This window comes from Arenibacter latericius DSM 15913 (assembly GCF_000424985.1).
In the GTDB taxonomy this organism is placed as follows: Bacteria; Bacteroidota; Bacteroidia; order Flavobacteriales; family Flavobacteriaceae; genus Arenibacter; species Arenibacter latericius.
Genome location: NZ_AUKX01000038.1, coordinates 36,436 through 52,557, shown reverse-complemented (window position 1 = coordinate 52,557; position 16,122 = coordinate 36,436). Strand labels below are relative to the sequence as shown.

Here is a 16,122-nt window from a genome sequence, read left to right as displayed (position 1 = left end):
CTGATCAATGGAAGTTGTGAGGTGTCCAATCGTAGCCGGACCCCATTAGGGTAAATCAATTCTAAGTTTCCCGTTATTTCCGATTTAGGATGGATGGCAACAAATCCCCCGCTCACGGATGTCTCCTCTTGTGCTTTCTTTTTCTTCCAGTAATAGAAGGTGGAGGGCAAAAGGCCCTTTTCCTTGCAAAATTCTCTACCGTTAAGGGAACTGTCCTCAAATTCCTCGATAAGGGCAAACATTTTCTCTTCCTTGCTCATTATATACTAATTTATGGGCAAAGCTAGATGCAGGAAATTAAGTTAACAATATGTGTTTGGTGGGATGCATACAAACAAGCTTAGAAAGCATTTGATAAGTTTGACTCAAGGGATAACCGTCTATAGACTTAAGTAAATAGCGATGTGCATCATCAGTGTTTCCTAGATTTAAATAAGCCGAAGCTATATTATTCCGAAAAACAGCTAAGAGATATGGGTATTTATCTGCATCATCGATAACTTCAATAGCTTCTTCCCAAAGTTTTACAGCCTTTTCATACAGCTCCAGCATAAAGGCATTTCTCGCTAAACCACCTAATATGCGAGCTTTCACCTCCTTACTATTACCTTTGTAACGTTCAGCTATTACATTTAAATATGTTATACTTTTATCATATTCTCCCAAATCAATCAAAATTTGAGCTTCAATAATATGACTCTTTGCTGTTTTATCTGTTAATGCATTGATATGAGACAACTCATTCTTTGGTTCTATACTATCGGATGCTAGCAATAAATTACATTGCAGGCAGAAAAAAAACATTAAAGTAATCGTGAGAGTATTGATAATAGCAAGCCTTTTAGTAAATAATAGTCAAATAACAAAGTTAATATTCTTTGTTAAACTATTATACTACTCAAGTACTATTAATAAAAATGGATTAAATTAAAAGTATAGGATATATCAAGTTTAGATCCTGTCATTTAATTGTTTAACAAAACATACGTAAATCTTAGCAAAATGATTCATGTTTTCGAATGGGAATAATAAGGTCCATTGAAGCGAATATTATATGAATATAATACCTAGATTAATAAACTAGCCGGAACACTATAAATCAGGTTTAGAGTATGGATGTAATTAATCTATATTCTATTTACAATTAATAATGCTTAAAATTTAATGAGAGTAAATTTCAGAATTGAATTAATTAAAGTATAAAGCTCTCTTCTCTAATAATCTTTTAACATTAGGTCGTGTCATTTTAAATAATGACATCTCTTTATCTCAACACACTAGAAATAAAATTTAATGAATATCATTTAATGGGGTTGAAATCCCTTACATGTGACAAAGTTCCTTGGAATATGATTTTAATACCGTATACAATTCCTTTGGATTAAATGGTTTGCTTATTAAACCGTTAAATTTATAATGTTCCATTTCCTTTTTTAATTCCGTAGGACTAAATGCTGTTAAAGCTATTATAGGAGTAAAGGATTTTTCTGGATCTGTCAAATTTCTTATAATCTTAGTTGTTTCATAACCATTTAAAATAGGCATTTGTAAATCCATCAAAATACAATCATAATCATTATTTGGACTAGATAACAACTTTAATACCTCTTCACCGTTTTCAGCTATGGTGTAATTTACCTGCCATTTAATAAAATATCGTTTTAATATCAGCATATTCACTCTATTATCTTCAGCTACTAAAACATTTATATTTAGAGGGGTGTATATTGGCAATTGTATAATTTTTTCAGGATTATATATATTAAGCCGATTACATAATTTATAGGTGATAATAAAAGAAAAAGTAGCACCCTTGCCCAAATCACTTTCTACAAATAAATCACTCCCCTGCATCTTTAATAACTTTTTACTTATAGAAAGACCTAAACCAGTACCTCCATACCGAACACTAGTTTCAGGGTCAGCTTGCACAAAACTATCAAAAATGGTCTTTTGCTGACTTTTGGAAATTCCTATTCCCGTGTCTTCAACGTTAAATTGGAGAGAAATTTCATTACTATTAATACCTATATTTATAACCCTTAATATAATTATTCCCTTTTCAGTAAACTTTAAAGAATTACTTAATAGGTTTTTTATTATTTGAGAAAGTCTTAATTTATCCCCTTTTATAATATTTGGAACATTATTCTCCTCTACGATACTAAATTCGATTCCTTTTTTTTGTGCTTCTATCGAAAACTGAACTCTAATATTCTCCAGAAATGATTGTAGACTAAAATCCTTTTCAATAATTTTAAGTTGGCCAGATTTAATTTTATTAAAATCCAATAAATCATTCATCAATCCTAATAGGTGTTCACTCGAATATTTCAAAGCTTTAAGATTCTCCATTTGGTGAGGTAAATATTCTTCTGAAAATAGAATGTCTGTTAAACCTATAACTGCGCTTAATGGTGTTCTAATCTCATGAGACATAGTAGATAAGAACATATCCTTTGTTTCGCTTGCTCTCTTTAGTTCAATCTCCGTAGTTTTTAGATTTGTAATATCTATAATTGTTCCTATAAATCCTTTTGCATCCCCCTTATCATCAGTAACTAGCTTAGCTTTTACCTCAAACCATATAAAATCATTTTCTTTCTCATGCTTAAATACAAATTTAATTTGCATTTTTTCTTTATTCCATAATTTGGCTCCCTCTCCATTTAACTCTATTGAATTTTTTCTAAGAAAATCCTTGAAACTTTTACCTATGGAGGACTTAATAGAGAATCCGGAATAATTTGTCCATGCATTATTTAAAAATACGAAATTACCTTCCAAATCTGTCTCAAAAATAATCCCTTCTACATTATCAATTATAGTCTCTAATTTAGATTTGGTTACATCTCTTTCCTGTTTTAATTTTTTATTGGCTATGGAAAGCTCTTTAAAGCTATCTTCCAAATTATGTTCAAAAGTGTTGATTTCATTATCAAATTTTATATAGGTCTGATTAACATCTTTTAAAAAAGATAAAATACTTGCATAGCTCAACCCTTTCGAATTAATTTTATTAAGTTGATTATTAAGTAATGGATGGTATTTGTTAATTAACATTCATGAAAATTTACTATTATAATTGATTTCTTTTATGAACTTAATTCGTTAATAGCATGAATTTATTTTTATCGTAAATTGAACACGTATTAATGATTAATCACTATAATTTTTCATACAGAATACTAGACTTCTATACCAATAAGAAGATTCAGGATAAATGATAAACTATTAGCTCACCTTATTCCAATTCATCTTTTAATCGACTTACAAAATCTTACCAGAACCAAAATTAAGTAGGTATGATTTGATTTATAAAAATCAACTAAAACACTATAAATTTATAATCTCTTTCTATTAAACTGCTTTATAAATTTAAAGTCATTGGTTTTTAGCAAAATTAAATTATAACCTAAAGCTAAAAATGAATTTAGTAGTCATTTTCCGTAATACAGGTAGTGAGAAATAACTGACTCAATAATACTTGCAAGCATTGACCAGTTAGAATTAAAAAACTGTAAATCTTTAAAAGTTGGTTTATTAATAAAATAGAAAGAAAAGTACGAGGTGTACCAGATAAGAATATGTTTATTGATAAATACTAAAACAACGAGAATGCTAAAATCCTACTTTACTTAATCCCCCACTCTTCCATCAAATAGGGTCATAAGAAAATTGCGTGTTGCGATATTCTAGCCTTTTTCTAAGAATCGTTGTCAATCCCACAAAAAACAGTGTTTTTATAAGTTAAAATTTTCTCGATTGATTTTCAGTGCCATTTGCTTCTCTAATTTGAAGGAAACCATAAAGCATATATCATGGAAGAACAAGAAAAAGTGGTGGATCTCTTAACGGAAATCAAGGGGCTACTTGCACACAACAAGAAAACAATGAACGTGGAAGATTTGGCACTGTACACAGGCCTGTCCAAGAGCAAAATCTACAAACTTACCCAGCTAAAACTCATCCCTATGGGCAACAACCCCCATATACGTCAGAAATTCTTTAACAAGGATACGATAGATAGTTGGCTATTGGGGGAACCCGATGTTTCGGATGAAACCTTGGAGGAGCAATTTAATAGGTCCTTGTTGAGGAACAGGAAATAATTGAAGCCTATGGCTACGGAAAAATTAGATAGAAATTTTAAAGGAATCTGGATTCCGAAATCGATCTACTTGAACTCTGAGGTGAACTGGTATGCAAAAATTTTATTCCTGGAGATACATAGCTTTACCGAAAATGATAAGGAATGCTATATGTCCAACAAGCACATTGCATCTTTTCTGCATATTTCAGAACGGCAAGTCTCTAGGTACGTAACCGAACTAAAGAAATTGGGATGGATAGAGGAAACGGCCTTTGACGGTAGGAAGCGTTATCTGAAAAGTTTGTTGCGTTTCAACATTTATAATGGCAAGGCTGACAGGACAAAAGCGTCGGAACAGCGTAGACAGTATAGTCCAGGCTGCATAGATAAAAATGTCTACCATAATAAACCAGTTACAAAACAAAGGATAAAACAATTTACCTTTTTAAAAGAAGAAAAAGAAAATAGAAGTCCAATCTTAGAATAGACGATATGGAAAAGGGATGGCTAAATCAAATTTCGGAACATCAAACAGTGCGCAAACAGCTTTGCAACCCAGCGCTTTTTAAAAAAGTTTTTTTTAAGTCGGCAGTAGAGTTTTACGCCCCTTTGGAGATCAATTTCGAGGTAGACGCTACAAATAAGAACTTCTTAAGGCATTTCTGTAAGTATTGGAATGGTGACCCCCAATTTGAAATTTTGGAGAACATATCGCTTAGAAAAGGGTTGTTGGTTTTTGGTTCTTACGGAACCGGCAAGACAACGAGCTTTAAGATCATCCAGAACATGTCTCAACAATATCGAATTCCAGAATTGTGGTTTCCCATCATTGCAGCGCAAGAGGTAGTAGCGAAATATAATGCCGTAAGAAACAAGGACGAGATTATAGAATATTATTCTAAGGGGACTTTTCTCTTCGATGACCTAGGTACTGAAACGGTGGGAAACAATGTATACCAATACGGAAAGGAAGAAGTATTTGTCAGGATACTTTTAAACCGCTATCGGAACTTTGAACGTTTGGGGACAAAGACCCACATAACGACCAACTTGAGTTTTGCTCAAATAGAGAACCGCTACGGAACACAGATCTCGGATCGGTTTATCAGAATGTTCAACCAGTTAAAGTTGGATGGCCCTAGCCGAAGAAAATAGCTTGAGAAAAAAAAGGAAATTTCAATAGGTTCAATGTTTTGGTTCTAACAAAGGTATTCTAAACCGAGATGAAACAAAAACAATGGTATAGCAAGAGGGTAACGGGCAGAGCCGCGTTACATATATATTCTAACCACCAACATGGTGATTATTAAGCGTTTATAAAAATAATGATTTTTCCAATTTTATTAATTTGCGACAAACACCCTGTAAACCCCAACCTTTTAGGAAGAATTTGCGACAAAACAGAAAATTATGAAGTCATTTCAAAGTATACGCTTTAAGAAAGAAACAGTCAAGGATTTCCAAGCCTTTTCGAGGAAGTTTTTTAAGACGCATACGGAGGCGCTACAGGCTATGCTGGACTTTTTCCTCTATAACGAGATTTCCCCAAAGGAATCCCTTGGACCCAATGGGAGGACCATAACTAACCTGATCAAAAAAAGGTTTAATGCGATGGCGGCCATGATGAAAAATATTGAAAAACAAGGGATACTCCCAACCAAGGCAATGCTAGAACTTTTATTTGAGCACTCGCCCAAAAAGAAACAAGAACAAGCTCCATTGTTACTATACGGTCAGGATAGTGATCCGGAAAGGGATATGTTCTTTAAAAAGGTGGAGCAGGCCCTTGTTATGGAAAAGGAAAATACCAACCTTAAACGAGACCTAAGGCAAAACAGGGAGGAGTTTTATATAGTGCTCAAAAAGTTACACTTGGTAAAGAGCAGTTTTGGGAAGCCGAGATTACAATTGGATATGACCCCTGCAGATTTTGAAATACTTAAAATAAAAATAGAAAAAGAATTGCACTAGGATAGCGCTATTGGATGATCCCGAAAAACGAATCCAGTCCTTGTGGAAGTTGAAAAACCGCTGAATTTTTAAACCTCCTCAGGATCGCTCATAAAAGCATGGAGCGTAGAAAAACACCTCATGCCTTTATCTTTGCCAGCGCACAATTAATTGCCATGGATAAAATATAAAACCTCTCCAATTTACTTAAGCAAGTGCGCCCTATCCGATTTTTGCTATACGCTTATCTGCCCGAACACTACAAAAATCGGACAGGAACCAGGCACAAAGTTCTTGGGTAAGATTTGGGGTTAATTATCCTACCGCAAGCTACTTACATTTATTCCTTTCCTATAGCCATAAATCCTTACCTCTCCTGTAACCGTATCATCAAATTATGCATATCCTCCCCTATCTTCTTTTCTAAAACCCTTGCATAAATCTGAGTAGTAGACAATTTAGAATGCCCTAATAGTTTAGAAACTGTTTCAATGGGTACACCATTGGACAGTGTTATTGCAGTAGCAAAAGTGTGCCGAGCAACGTGAAATGTCAAATTTTTTCGAATACCACAAGCCTCAGCTATATCTTTTAAAGTCTGATTGATAATTTGATTGCTGTAAACAGGGAGTAATCTACCTTTAGCCTTAATATCCTCGTTGTCCTTATACTTTTCTATAATTCCCTTTGCTATGGGCAGCAAGGGGATTTTTAAAGGTTCATCGGTCTTTTCCCTTTTGGTGAATAACCAGTCTCCTCCGTCACGACCAATCACTAAATGATCTGCCTTCAATTCCTTTACATCAATATAGGAGAGTCCCGTATAACAGGCAAAAATGAATAGGTCCTTAATGTTTTCATATCTAGACTCCCTGAAAGTGATTTCTTGGATAAGTTTTATCTCCCGCTCGGTCAAAAACTGTCGTTCTGTTTTATTAAATTTAAGTTTAAAATTGATGAAAGGATCCTTGTCCATCCATTCTAATCGGACCCCCAACCTAGACATCTTTTTTAAACGCTCCATATGCTTCATGGCTCCATTATTGGCGCAGCCCATGCGGGTAGCGGGTTTATATTCCCTTACATACTGCTCAAAATCTACAATAAAACGATAATTGAGCTTTTTAAGGGGAATGTCTTCCATCTGATATTCGTCCTCAAGGAATTTTTTTATGCATCGCTCCGTACTATAATAATTTTTCATAGTCCCCGGCTTTAGGGATGTATGCATAGTGGAGTTATGATAGGTAATCAAATCAAGCAAGGTTTTTCCCTCATCCTCCTCTTCTCCATAATACCTGGCCTTTACCAAGGCAGAAGAAATAACCTTGCCTTCATCTAAAAGTTGGCGATGCGCCTCATACAATCCCGCGAAAATCTGATCTAAATATTTGTTCAGAGACAGCACATATTTAGAAAATCCCTTTCCTCTTTTCCGGTTATTGTCCCATAAACTGGCTGTTAAATCCCGATTTAAACTGAATTCACACCGTGTTTTTCCAACTGTCAACCGAGCATATAATTTTAATGTATCGCTTTTTTTCTTGTGCTTTCTAGTGAAGAACAAAATGTATAACTTGCTATATTCTAACATATTAAGTAGCATTTAGATTAGTGAAATTAGAAAGTAAAAACACGTAGTAAATACCCTCAGAAGCTACTTCAAGATACGACATTTAGGAGGTTTATAAAATCCCGTATTCAACACGTTGAAGTCGTTTTTAGGTGGTTTCATGTGATTTCTTATGATACTCCTAAAAACGCAAAAAGCTGCTAATCAGTCGATTAACAGCTAAATGCAACTATATAAAATAGTTAAGTCGGGATGACAGGATTTGAACCTGCGACCCCACGCCCCCCAGGCACAGATTTTTATTTTTCATATATCTACTTTTAGCTTCTTATTAGCTGATTTTCATGTATTTACAAAATAATGCTTTTCTTCTAATTGTAATTATTGTACCTTTATTAGACAAAATGTTGTACCTATGTTGTACCCGATAAACTATTATTATGGCAACTATACGATTGGTTCTTAGAAGAAAGCCACTATTAGATGGTACATTTCCCATATGCTTACGTGTCACTAAAGATAGGAAATCAAAATATTTTACTACACTTTATAATAGCAGTTCAAGTAATTGGGATGATAATTTGGGACTTTTCAAGAATAACTCCAAGTACCTTCAGCAAAATAGAGTACTACTTAAGATGAAGGATAGGGCCTATACGGTTTATTCTGAATTAAAAATTAAAAATGAGCATTTCACTCTAAAAGATTTCGAAAATGCTTTTAGAATAACTTCAAATCCCCATAAGAAAGATGTATTTGGTTTTTGGCAGGAAATAATGGAAGAATTAAACACTTCTGGTAGAACGGGAAGTGCAAGGATTCATGGTGAAGCGTTTAAAGCATTAAAGCGATATACAAAAAATTCAAAATTGGAATTTTCAGATATTCATGTAACATTTCTGTCAAAGTTTGAAGGCTATTTAAGATCCTGTCATGGTACTGATGGAGGAATCAGTATACGCATGAGATCGTTAAGGACGTTGTTCAACATAGCTATCACTAGAGATATAATTACGCCAGCAATATATCCTTTTAAAAAATACAAAATATCTAAGCTAAAGAGCAAGCCTATTAAAAGAGCCCTAGATTTTGAAGAGGTAACGAAAATAATTAAAATGGACATTTCCAAATATCCTCACCTTATCAATAGTCATAAATATTTTGTCTTCAGTTTCTATACACGTGGAATGAATTTTGCAGACCAAATGAGTTTGGAATGGTCACAAATAAAAGGCGATAAACTGTTTTATGTAAGGTCCAAAACTAAAGGTAGTTTCAATATTACCATACTGCCACCAGTTAGGGATATTTTAAATTATTTTCAAGACAATTCAAATGGAACCAAGTATGTATTCCCCCTACTCTTACGTGATAATATGACCCCGATTCAAATTGAAAATCGCAAGAAGAAAACATTAGCCAAATATAACAAGGATTTAAAAGAGATTGCCTCAATTTGCAATATTGAAAAAACCTTGACCAGCTATGTCGCTAGGCATAGTTTCGCCAATAGCTTAAAGCAGAAAGGGGTTGCTACGGATATTATTAGTGAGTCTTTAGGACATCAGAATATGGCTATCACCCAAGCTTATTTAAAAGAACTTGATAGTTCAGTTATAGATGAAGCAAGTGCTCTTTTGCTTTAGTCAAATTCTTCTTTTTACTGTTTATCATGAATTGTTTAGGAAAATCAACATAGGTGTCGGGGAAGGATAAGCACTATTTCAGCTATAAAACTAAGCTATATATAAAATCTTTGAGTAGGTATATATGAATAAGAAAACATAAATGGAGTTGTCACAATTCATACCTAAACTAGTATTCTGAATCAAGTTTTAATAATCGAATTAATTCTTTATCTCTTTTATTATGTATTTTTTCAGTAAATGACTTATCCCAATTATAGAAACCTTGTCCAGATTTACTCCCCAATTTATCATCACGAACCATTTCCTTTAATAAAGAAAAAGATTCACTAGAATTACATAGATCACTAAACAAATAATCTGATATCGAAGAAAACACATCCAGTCCTCCCATATCCGCTGAGACCAATGGTCCTGTAACACATAATCTTCTCCCTATGCTATAAACTACAGCTTTATCGATATCTTCCATTGTAGCTACACCCTCCTGATGTAAAAATAAAGCCTCTCGGAACAAAGCAAATTGAAGTCGATTGGCGACAAAACCAGGGATTTCCTTTTTCACTTCAATAGGCTTCTTTTTCATCTTTTTTAATAAATCAAATGTTCGACGAACAGTTTTATCATTAGTTTCCTTCCCTCTAACCACTTCCACAAGCGGAACAAGTGGTTTGACCCCTATATAACAAGAGTATTCTTTTAAATTTCGTTGATTAATTTAAGCGGTTAATTTTTCAGTTACAATTTTATGTTTTTCAGTGTTCCATTTTTCCATGGGGGTAATTCTTCCCAAGAGTCCGTGTAGCCTTTCATTGTTATAAAACACTACGTATTCTTTTAAGATTCTCTCTATTTCACCAAAGGTTCTATATTCATATCGATTAAAAACTTCCTTCTTTAAAATTCCGTGATAAGCTTCTATATGAGCATTTTCCTCCGGTGTTGCAATGTGGGTAAATTCTTGGCTCACGCCTATTAACTCAAGGTATTCCCTCACGTTTTTGGCTATAAACTGGCTCCCGTTATCACTCCTTATTACAATATTATCAGGGTATTGGTAGTCCATAATCAATTGGGAAAGCAATTCTATAACCTGTTTCTGTTTAATGGAATAGGAAAAAAAGTCGGCTAAGATCCTACGGGTGTGTACATCTATTACAGATAGCAAATAAGCGTTTTTACCGGCGTTAGGAATCCAAACCATCTTTATATCCATCTCCAGACATTCAAAAGGTCTAGAGGTATTTACTTTTCTAAACTTAACAAACTTGCGTCCCGAACCACTTCTATCTATCCGGTCTTCTAGTTTTAATAGGTTTGCTTCTTTCATTATTCTATAAAGCTTTTTGTGGTTTATAGTATAGCCATCCCGCTTTAGGTATGAAGTCATTAACCGATATCCACAATCAATAAATGGATGTTTTAATATTGATTTTACCGACTCAATAACACTATCCTGGCTAACCGGGCCTTTTTTGCTGTGATAGGTAAACTTGCTTGGTTTATTCCCCTTCTTGCCATTGGTGGGCTTTCTATAGTAACTGCTATGAACCATTCCCACCATATCTATTAGTTTGGTCTTGCTGATTTTGTGTTTGGCGTGCATCCTATCCACTAAATCTTTCTTGGATCGGATGTCCCAAACTTTTTTTTTAGAAGTTCCCGTTGCACTTCCAGTTCAATTTCCTTATCACCAAGTAACTTACGAAGCACACGATTTTCCTCTTCTGCTTCTTTCAGTTCCTTGCTTTTAGTGTCATAGGGCACTTTTAAACCTGCTTCCCCTTTCTGGTCGAACTTCTTCTTCCATGAATAAAAAGTGCCAGTACTGACCCCATATTTACGGCAGGTTTCTACAATACCTATTTCTTCGGAACTGGATAATATCTCCAACTTCTGCGCTAAGGTCCATTTCTTATATTTCATATCTCAAATGTATAAATTTGAAATTTAAAATATCACTCCGAACTTATGTGGGGCTAAAGTAACAAGATGTGCGGGATTCCAAAAGTGAGTTACAATTACTCTATGAGAATATTTTGTTAAAGATGCAATGGAGTTAGGACTTAACCCAGATGTATTGCTTGCTAAAATTACGTCTTCATCACAAAGATTATCCAAATCTTTAAAAAGATTCATTTTCAAGTTTAAATTTTCAGGAATAGCTTCTATCACATAAGTAGCATCCTTTATGACTTCATTTATTGAGGAAGTTGTGATAATTTTACTACTTAATAGCAAAATCTTATCTCTATCAATAAAACCATGATTGGACAAAGTTTTAAGGTTTTTGAGAATACCCGCTTTTCCTCCTTCTATATCCTCATCGTTTACACCATACATTTTTACTTGTATCCCAGAAATAACTGCACTTAATGCAATCGTATGTCCCATGGTTCCACATCCTATAATGGCAAGTTTTTCCATTTCCTATTTTACTTAGTTTATATTCTAATTAATGAATAATTTTTAAATATCTACAGTCCTATTTCTTTTATCACCAATTACTTTTATCATAATAAAAGTGGACTATTAATTTTTTGTCTCAGGAAAGCGTCTGATAATATCACCTACCATAAACATTCTAAATTAATTTTTATTTAGAAAATGCTATTTTTCCTATATTCTTCATTCAAATTAAAATGTTTTAACTTAAATTAAGTCAAACGTGCAAATCCTAATTGGTTCCGATTATTTCCTGCCATTTCCTTAAGCCGTCCACTTTTAATGATTTCCTCAATTTCTTTCAAGACAATATCAAGTGCAACAATCAATTTATTATGATGCTCCTCCTTATGGGCATACATTAAATAAAAGGTAGATGATACTAGGAAACCGTGACCAAGCATTTTTCTGACATATAAAGTTTTGGCATCATTTGTTTTGTCTCCCAGTTGGAAGTTAAGTGTAGGTGTGGCAGGCATACCTCCAATAGCAATTTTACAGGATGGATAACGATCAGTAACAGCTCGCAAAGAAATTTGAAAATTTTGACCTCTTTTCCAAACTTCTTCCTGAACATTTAGGCGTTGAACTTTTTCAATAACTGCTAGAGCTGCAGCTGTTCCAATACCATCCGTCCAATAACTTGACGAAATAAAGCTATTATTGGATTTACGCATAACTTCTTCGCGACCGATAATTGCTGCAAATGGATAACCATTACTCATAGCCTTCGCATAGACAACAATATCTGGAACAATCCCAATTTTTGAAAGTGCTCCTGGAAAGCCATAACGCAAACCACTCGTAATCTCATCGATAATTAAAACCCCGCCTGCAGCGCTACATTTTTTGGCTACCTCCTCTATAAAATTTTTATTAGGCAATTGTGAGCGCATTGGCTCCATGACTATTGCGGCAAAATTTCCATTCAGCTTTTTAAGTGCATTATCCAATGAATTTAAATCGTTATATTTAAAAGGTACCGAAGTACCAGTTAATTCTCGAGGCACACCTCTTGGGTCTAAACCTGGTAGTAAATGTCCATCTAACGCCTTATCGTTACCTAAATTTGCAGCAAAGTACCAATCACTCCAACCATGATAACCGCAAAAAGCTATACCACTTTTACCAGTAGATGCTCTTGCAATACGCACTGCTATAGCCATTGCCTCACCTCCTGTACGGGCATAACGTACCTTACCAGCCCATGGGTGCAACTTAAGGAGTATTTCAGCTAAATTAACTTCCTGTGGATTTACTAATGAACAATATGAGCCTAGAGATATTCGGCGACTGACTGCCGCATTTACCTCTGGATCAGCATAACCAAGTAGAACAGCACCAATAGCTCCTACATAATCAATATATTTCCGCCCTGACGTATCCCATACCTCACAACCAGAGCAACGCGAGTAAAAGGAAGGCCAAGAATTAGAATCAAATCCTTCTGAGCGTTTAGACAGCAATCCAGTACCACCTGAAATCACTGATCGCGCACTTTCCCATAACCCTGGGCCATCCATTTCAGTAGGAATTACTGGAGGAGGAAGATGTGGGCTAAGTAAGCGTAGTGCATTATTTAAGAAAATATCCTTTACGTCCTCAGCTGTCAACCCTTCATCTTCACACATCTCTTGCAAGCACAACAGTGACTCAATACCTACTAAGGTCATATCAGTTTTATTAGAAGTCTTAGAATCAGAACCTATGATCTCAGGATGAAGCCAAGAAAACGTCGAGCCTGTAGAGACACATCGACCACGCATCTCACTTATAGCAAAATCTGAACCCCAAAGAATACGACGCGCCCCTAAAGCTTTAAATACTGCCCTAAAAGACTCCGTTTCGCATACAGCAGATGTATCTACAACAACATTGTTAATTTCTGACATAGAACATAAACCATTCCGAGCATTTCTATAATTAAAGCTTCTGGCAACATGGGCAAGAACAACTCTTACATTTGGATAAGTAGCACATAACCGAATTATTTCCTTCTGATTACCGATATCCGCTATTGCTTTATCAAGAACCAAGTGAAGTAGTAGGATTCCATTCGTTTCATTTAATATTTCCCACATCCACTCAGGTGCGTATTCCGTTATAGATGCGTTCATTGAATCTAGTCGTTCAGCATAAACATGATAGACTTTCAAACCGCAAAAAAGGCCATCCCGGAGTTCTATTAAAGTTTTCTTTGGATCGTCTACAGGAGATACTACCTTTAATGCTCGACTTAAAGATGTACCATTCAATTGGGTTTCTTCTCTAACCCATCTATTCATTTCATCTCGGTTTGCAGTTCTATGAGGCATTCCAAAATAGAGCCCATGAATGGTCTTAGTCGGCATATATCGTAACAATGCGCTCCGATGTTCATTACAGCCCAAAACACCAACATCATGCAAAAAAGGCCAGGCATCCGAAGCAAAATGTGCTGGATTAAAGGGATGAGCATGAATATCAAATATTTCATCTGGAATAAAGCCTTCAAGCTTGGATACGATTATTTTATAATCCTGCTTCAGTAATGTCATTGTAAATTCCAACTTTTATAATTTCATTTGAATTAATTAAATTTGTTCAAGCATTCATCCCACCATCCATCAATATATTTTCTCCATTAATATAGGCACCTGCATCCGAAGCTAGTAGTACCATAATACCTTTAATATCATCATTGTTTGCCATCCGTCCAACTGGAACCTTTTTACAATAATTTTCCAAAAATCGTTCTGGTTGATTATTGAATAGCCCACCTGGACTTACACAATTTACCCTTACATTCTTTTTACCCAAAACTCTTGCAAGGTATCGGGTAAGGTTAATTATTCCTGCCCTATGAAAGAAATAATCAGGGGGAGGATTTCCCATATCGGTTCCCTCATAATTGGAAAGATCAGGACCATACATACCCATCATAGAACTAATATTGATTACACTTCCTCCTCCACTTTCCCCAATAAGATCACACATTTCACGCACAATATCCATCATCCCAGTTGCATTAATGCGCATAGATTCTGAAAAATTCTGCATCGGATCATCATATTTTTTCATTGGACGAGCAACAGCGTTGTTTACGAATACATCCAACTTCCCAAATGTATCATAAATGTTATTTTTAAGTGACAATACGGATTTATGATCCCCCTGGTCAACCTGCATAGAATGTACATCAAGTCCTTTTAAACGAAATGCGTTAGCAACATCCTGTCCATTTTTTAAATTTCGTGAAGCTATTATAACAGTTCCTCCAGCTTCGGCCAGCCCTTCCACTATACTTTTACCATAAAATCCAGCACCACCTGACACTGCGATAATTTTCCCCTTTAAGTTTAATAAATCTTTTACATTCATCTATTTAGAATTATTTGTTTCTAATAGTAACATATTGCCTTACTATAGTAATTATCCATCTTTGAATAAAGTATTTCTATACTCTCTTCATTTAATTCTATAAAAGAAAGCCTATCATGTTAAATAAATTGTTTCGCCTCCTTTTTCTAAGCTTTCAACAGCACCAATCAGCGTTTTAATAATCATATCTGTTTTTACGAAAAGGAGCCTAGGCTTACCCTGCTCTACAGACCGGACAAATTCTATCATATTGTCCCGGAACATAGAATACGAATTTTTAATATCCACTATCCTCCATTCCTTTTGTCCAAATAAGGAGACTTGAAAGGTTGGGGATATGTCCATAAAAAGGTGAACAGTTGCCAAAAGTCCACCTTGAAATTCAATATAGACAATATCTTTTCCAGATTTTCCTACATGTTTTACAGAAACTGGCTTCGGATCATTCAACAATGAAAATAGACCTTCAAGTAGATGTACACCATATTTATTCCAATCCTTTTTGCCTACTGCTGTAACTAACTCCAACTTTCCTAATGCAGATATTTCCTGTTTAACAATTCTGCATTCGTTAGCATATCGCATAGATGAGCAAGACATTATAAACTTACCCATAGCAACTTGGTCTGAAAAATATTTCAAATCTTCTCTTGTTATTGCGAGTGGTTTATCGATAAAAATTGGAATCCCAGCATCAATAAAAGGTTTTGCCATATCAACATGGTGTTCTGCATCGTCTCGTGCCAATATTACAGCATCCACCAATCTTACCATTTCTTCCAAACTAATTGCTATGGTCTCAATTTTTGCAGTTTTAGCAATACTTTCTGAAACCTTTATATCTTGCGTCCAAATACAGGTAACCCTTGCACCAATGATCCCCAAAGTATCATCGTTAGCCTTTAAATAGTTGGAAACAGCTGGATAACCCACTCTATCAATTTCCTCTGCATTGAAGTGGCCATTAATTATGGCTGACCAAGAGTAAGGGTGAGCATTTCCTTCACTCATCCCAATTATTCCTAATTTTATCATAACTTTAAACTTTAGTCAAA

Annotated in this window: 16 protein-coding genes; 5 read left to right on the top strand and 11 right to left on the bottom strand. The window is 34.8% G+C overall.

Going from position 1 to position 16,122, the window contains the following annotated elements; translation table 11 throughout:
- The 3 genes from tnpA to H344_RS20225 all read right to left on the bottom strand — a co-directional run.
- The coding region (tnpA, locus tag H344_RS0112260; RefSeq protein ID WP_034256543.1) for an IS66 family insertion sequence element accessory protein TnpA at window positions 1-260 on the bottom strand (260 nt) is incomplete at its 3' end.
- A gap of 37 nt (window positions 261-297) precedes the next feature.
- Window positions 298-738, bottom strand: a complete 441-nt coding sequence (locus H344_RS0112255; protein ID WP_169514967.1) for a tetratricopeptide repeat protein — start codon at window positions 736-738, stop codon at window positions 298-300.
- Window positions 739-1,323: 585 nt separating this feature from the next.
- On the bottom strand, window positions 1,324-3,063 hold the full coding sequence (locus tag H344_RS20225) for an ATP-binding protein (protein WP_051254302.1): 1,740 nt from the start codon (window positions 3,061-3,063) through the stop codon (window positions 1,324-1,326).
- Between the two features lie 758 nt (window positions 3,064-3,821).
- Here H344_RS20225 and H344_RS20220 point away from each other — a divergent pair.
- The 4 genes from H344_RS20220 to H344_RS22360 all read left to right on the top strand — a co-directional run bounded on the left by H344_RS20220 (window position 3,822) and on the right by H344_RS22360 (window position 6,064).
- Window positions 3,822-4,112, top strand: coding sequence for a helix-turn-helix transcriptional regulator (locus tag H344_RS20220; protein ID WP_034256542.1), 291 nt, complete (start codon window positions 3,822-3,824; stop codon window positions 4,110-4,112).
- A 9-nt stretch (window positions 4,113-4,121) separates the two neighbouring features.
- Window positions 4,122-4,580 (top strand): helix-turn-helix domain-containing protein, encoded by a 459-nt coding sequence (locus tag H344_RS21095; RefSeq protein ID WP_051254301.1) that lies wholly within the window; start codon window positions 4,122-4,124, stop codon window positions 4,578-4,580.
- A gap of 5 nt (window positions 4,581-4,585) precedes the next feature.
- Window positions 4,586-5,248, top strand: coding sequence for a P-loop NTPase family protein (locus tag H344_RS0112235; protein ID WP_026810586.1), 663 nt, complete (start codon window positions 4,586-4,588; stop codon window positions 5,246-5,248).
- A 255-nt stretch (window positions 5,249-5,503) separates the two neighbouring features.
- The gene (locus H344_RS22360; RefSeq protein WP_205667174.1) at window positions 5,504-6,064 is read left to right on the top strand and encodes a BfmA/BtgA family mobilization protein; all 561 of its coding nucleotides are present in this window, start codon (window positions 5,504-5,506) and stop codon (window positions 6,062-6,064) included.
- Window positions 6,065-6,410: 346 nt separating this feature from the next.
- Here the strand turns inward: H344_RS22360 and H344_RS0112225 are convergent, their stop codons facing one another.
- The gene (locus H344_RS0112225; protein WP_026810585.1) at window positions 6,411-7,637 is read right to left on the bottom strand and encodes a site-specific integrase; all 1,227 of its coding nucleotides are present in this window, start codon (window positions 7,635-7,637) and stop codon (window positions 6,411-6,413) included.
- Between the two features lie 419 nt (window positions 7,638-8,056).
- Between H344_RS0112225 and H344_RS0112220 the strand changes: the two genes are divergently transcribed.
- On the top strand, window positions 8,057-9,262 hold the full coding sequence (locus H344_RS0112220; RefSeq protein ID WP_026810584.1) for a site-specific integrase: 1,206 nt from the start codon (window positions 8,057-8,059) through the stop codon (window positions 9,260-9,262).
- A 169-nt stretch (window positions 9,263-9,431) separates the two neighbouring features.
- On the opposite strand, the gene H344_RS20205 is transcribed toward H344_RS0112220, so the two are convergent.
- From H344_RS20205 to H344_RS0112185, 7 genes are all read right to left on the bottom strand, one after another.
- Window positions 9,432-9,944 carry a 3-hydroxyacyl-CoA dehydrogenase family protein gene (locus H344_RS20205; RefSeq protein WP_262482284.1) on the bottom strand — a complete coding sequence of 171 codons (513 nt, stop codon included), beginning with the start codon at window positions 9,942-9,944 and terminating at the stop codon, window positions 9,432-9,434.
- Between the two features lie 36 nt (window positions 9,945-9,980).
- Window positions 9,981-10,868: an IS3 family transposase gene (locus H344_RS0112210; RefSeq protein ID WP_157378260.1), complete on the bottom strand. Its 888-nt coding sequence runs from the start codon at window positions 10,866-10,868 to the stop codon at window positions 9,981-9,983.
- A gap of 8 nt (window positions 10,869-10,876) precedes the next feature.
- Entirely contained in the window at window positions 10,877-11,188 is a 312-nt protein-coding gene (locus H344_RS0112205; RefSeq protein WP_026810582.1) for a transposase, read from the bottom strand.
- 24 nt (window positions 11,189-11,212) lie between these two features.
- Window positions 11,213-11,689 carry a 3-hydroxyacyl-CoA dehydrogenase family protein gene (locus H344_RS20200; protein ID WP_051254299.1) on the bottom strand — a complete coding sequence of 159 codons (477 nt, stop codon included), beginning with the start codon at window positions 11,687-11,689 and terminating at the stop codon, window positions 11,213-11,215.
- A gap of 230 nt (window positions 11,690-11,919) precedes the next feature.
- Window positions 11,920-14,244, bottom strand: a complete 2,325-nt coding sequence (locus H344_RS21090; RefSeq protein ID WP_051254298.1) for an aminotransferase class III-fold pyridoxal phosphate-dependent enzyme — start codon at window positions 14,242-14,244, stop codon at window positions 11,920-11,922.
- Between the two features lie 46 nt (window positions 14,245-14,290).
- Window positions 14,291-15,067: an SDR family oxidoreductase gene (locus tag H344_RS0112190; RefSeq protein WP_026810581.1), complete on the bottom strand. Its 777-nt coding sequence runs from the start codon at window positions 15,065-15,067 to the stop codon at window positions 14,291-14,293.
- Between the two features lie 114 nt (window positions 15,068-15,181).
- Complete coding sequence (locus H344_RS0112185) at window positions 15,182-16,102, bottom strand: Gfo/Idh/MocA family oxidoreductase (RefSeq protein WP_026810580.1); 921 nt, start codon at window positions 16,100-16,102, stop codon at window positions 15,182-15,184.
- Window positions 16,103-16,122: the final 20 nt, after the last annotated feature.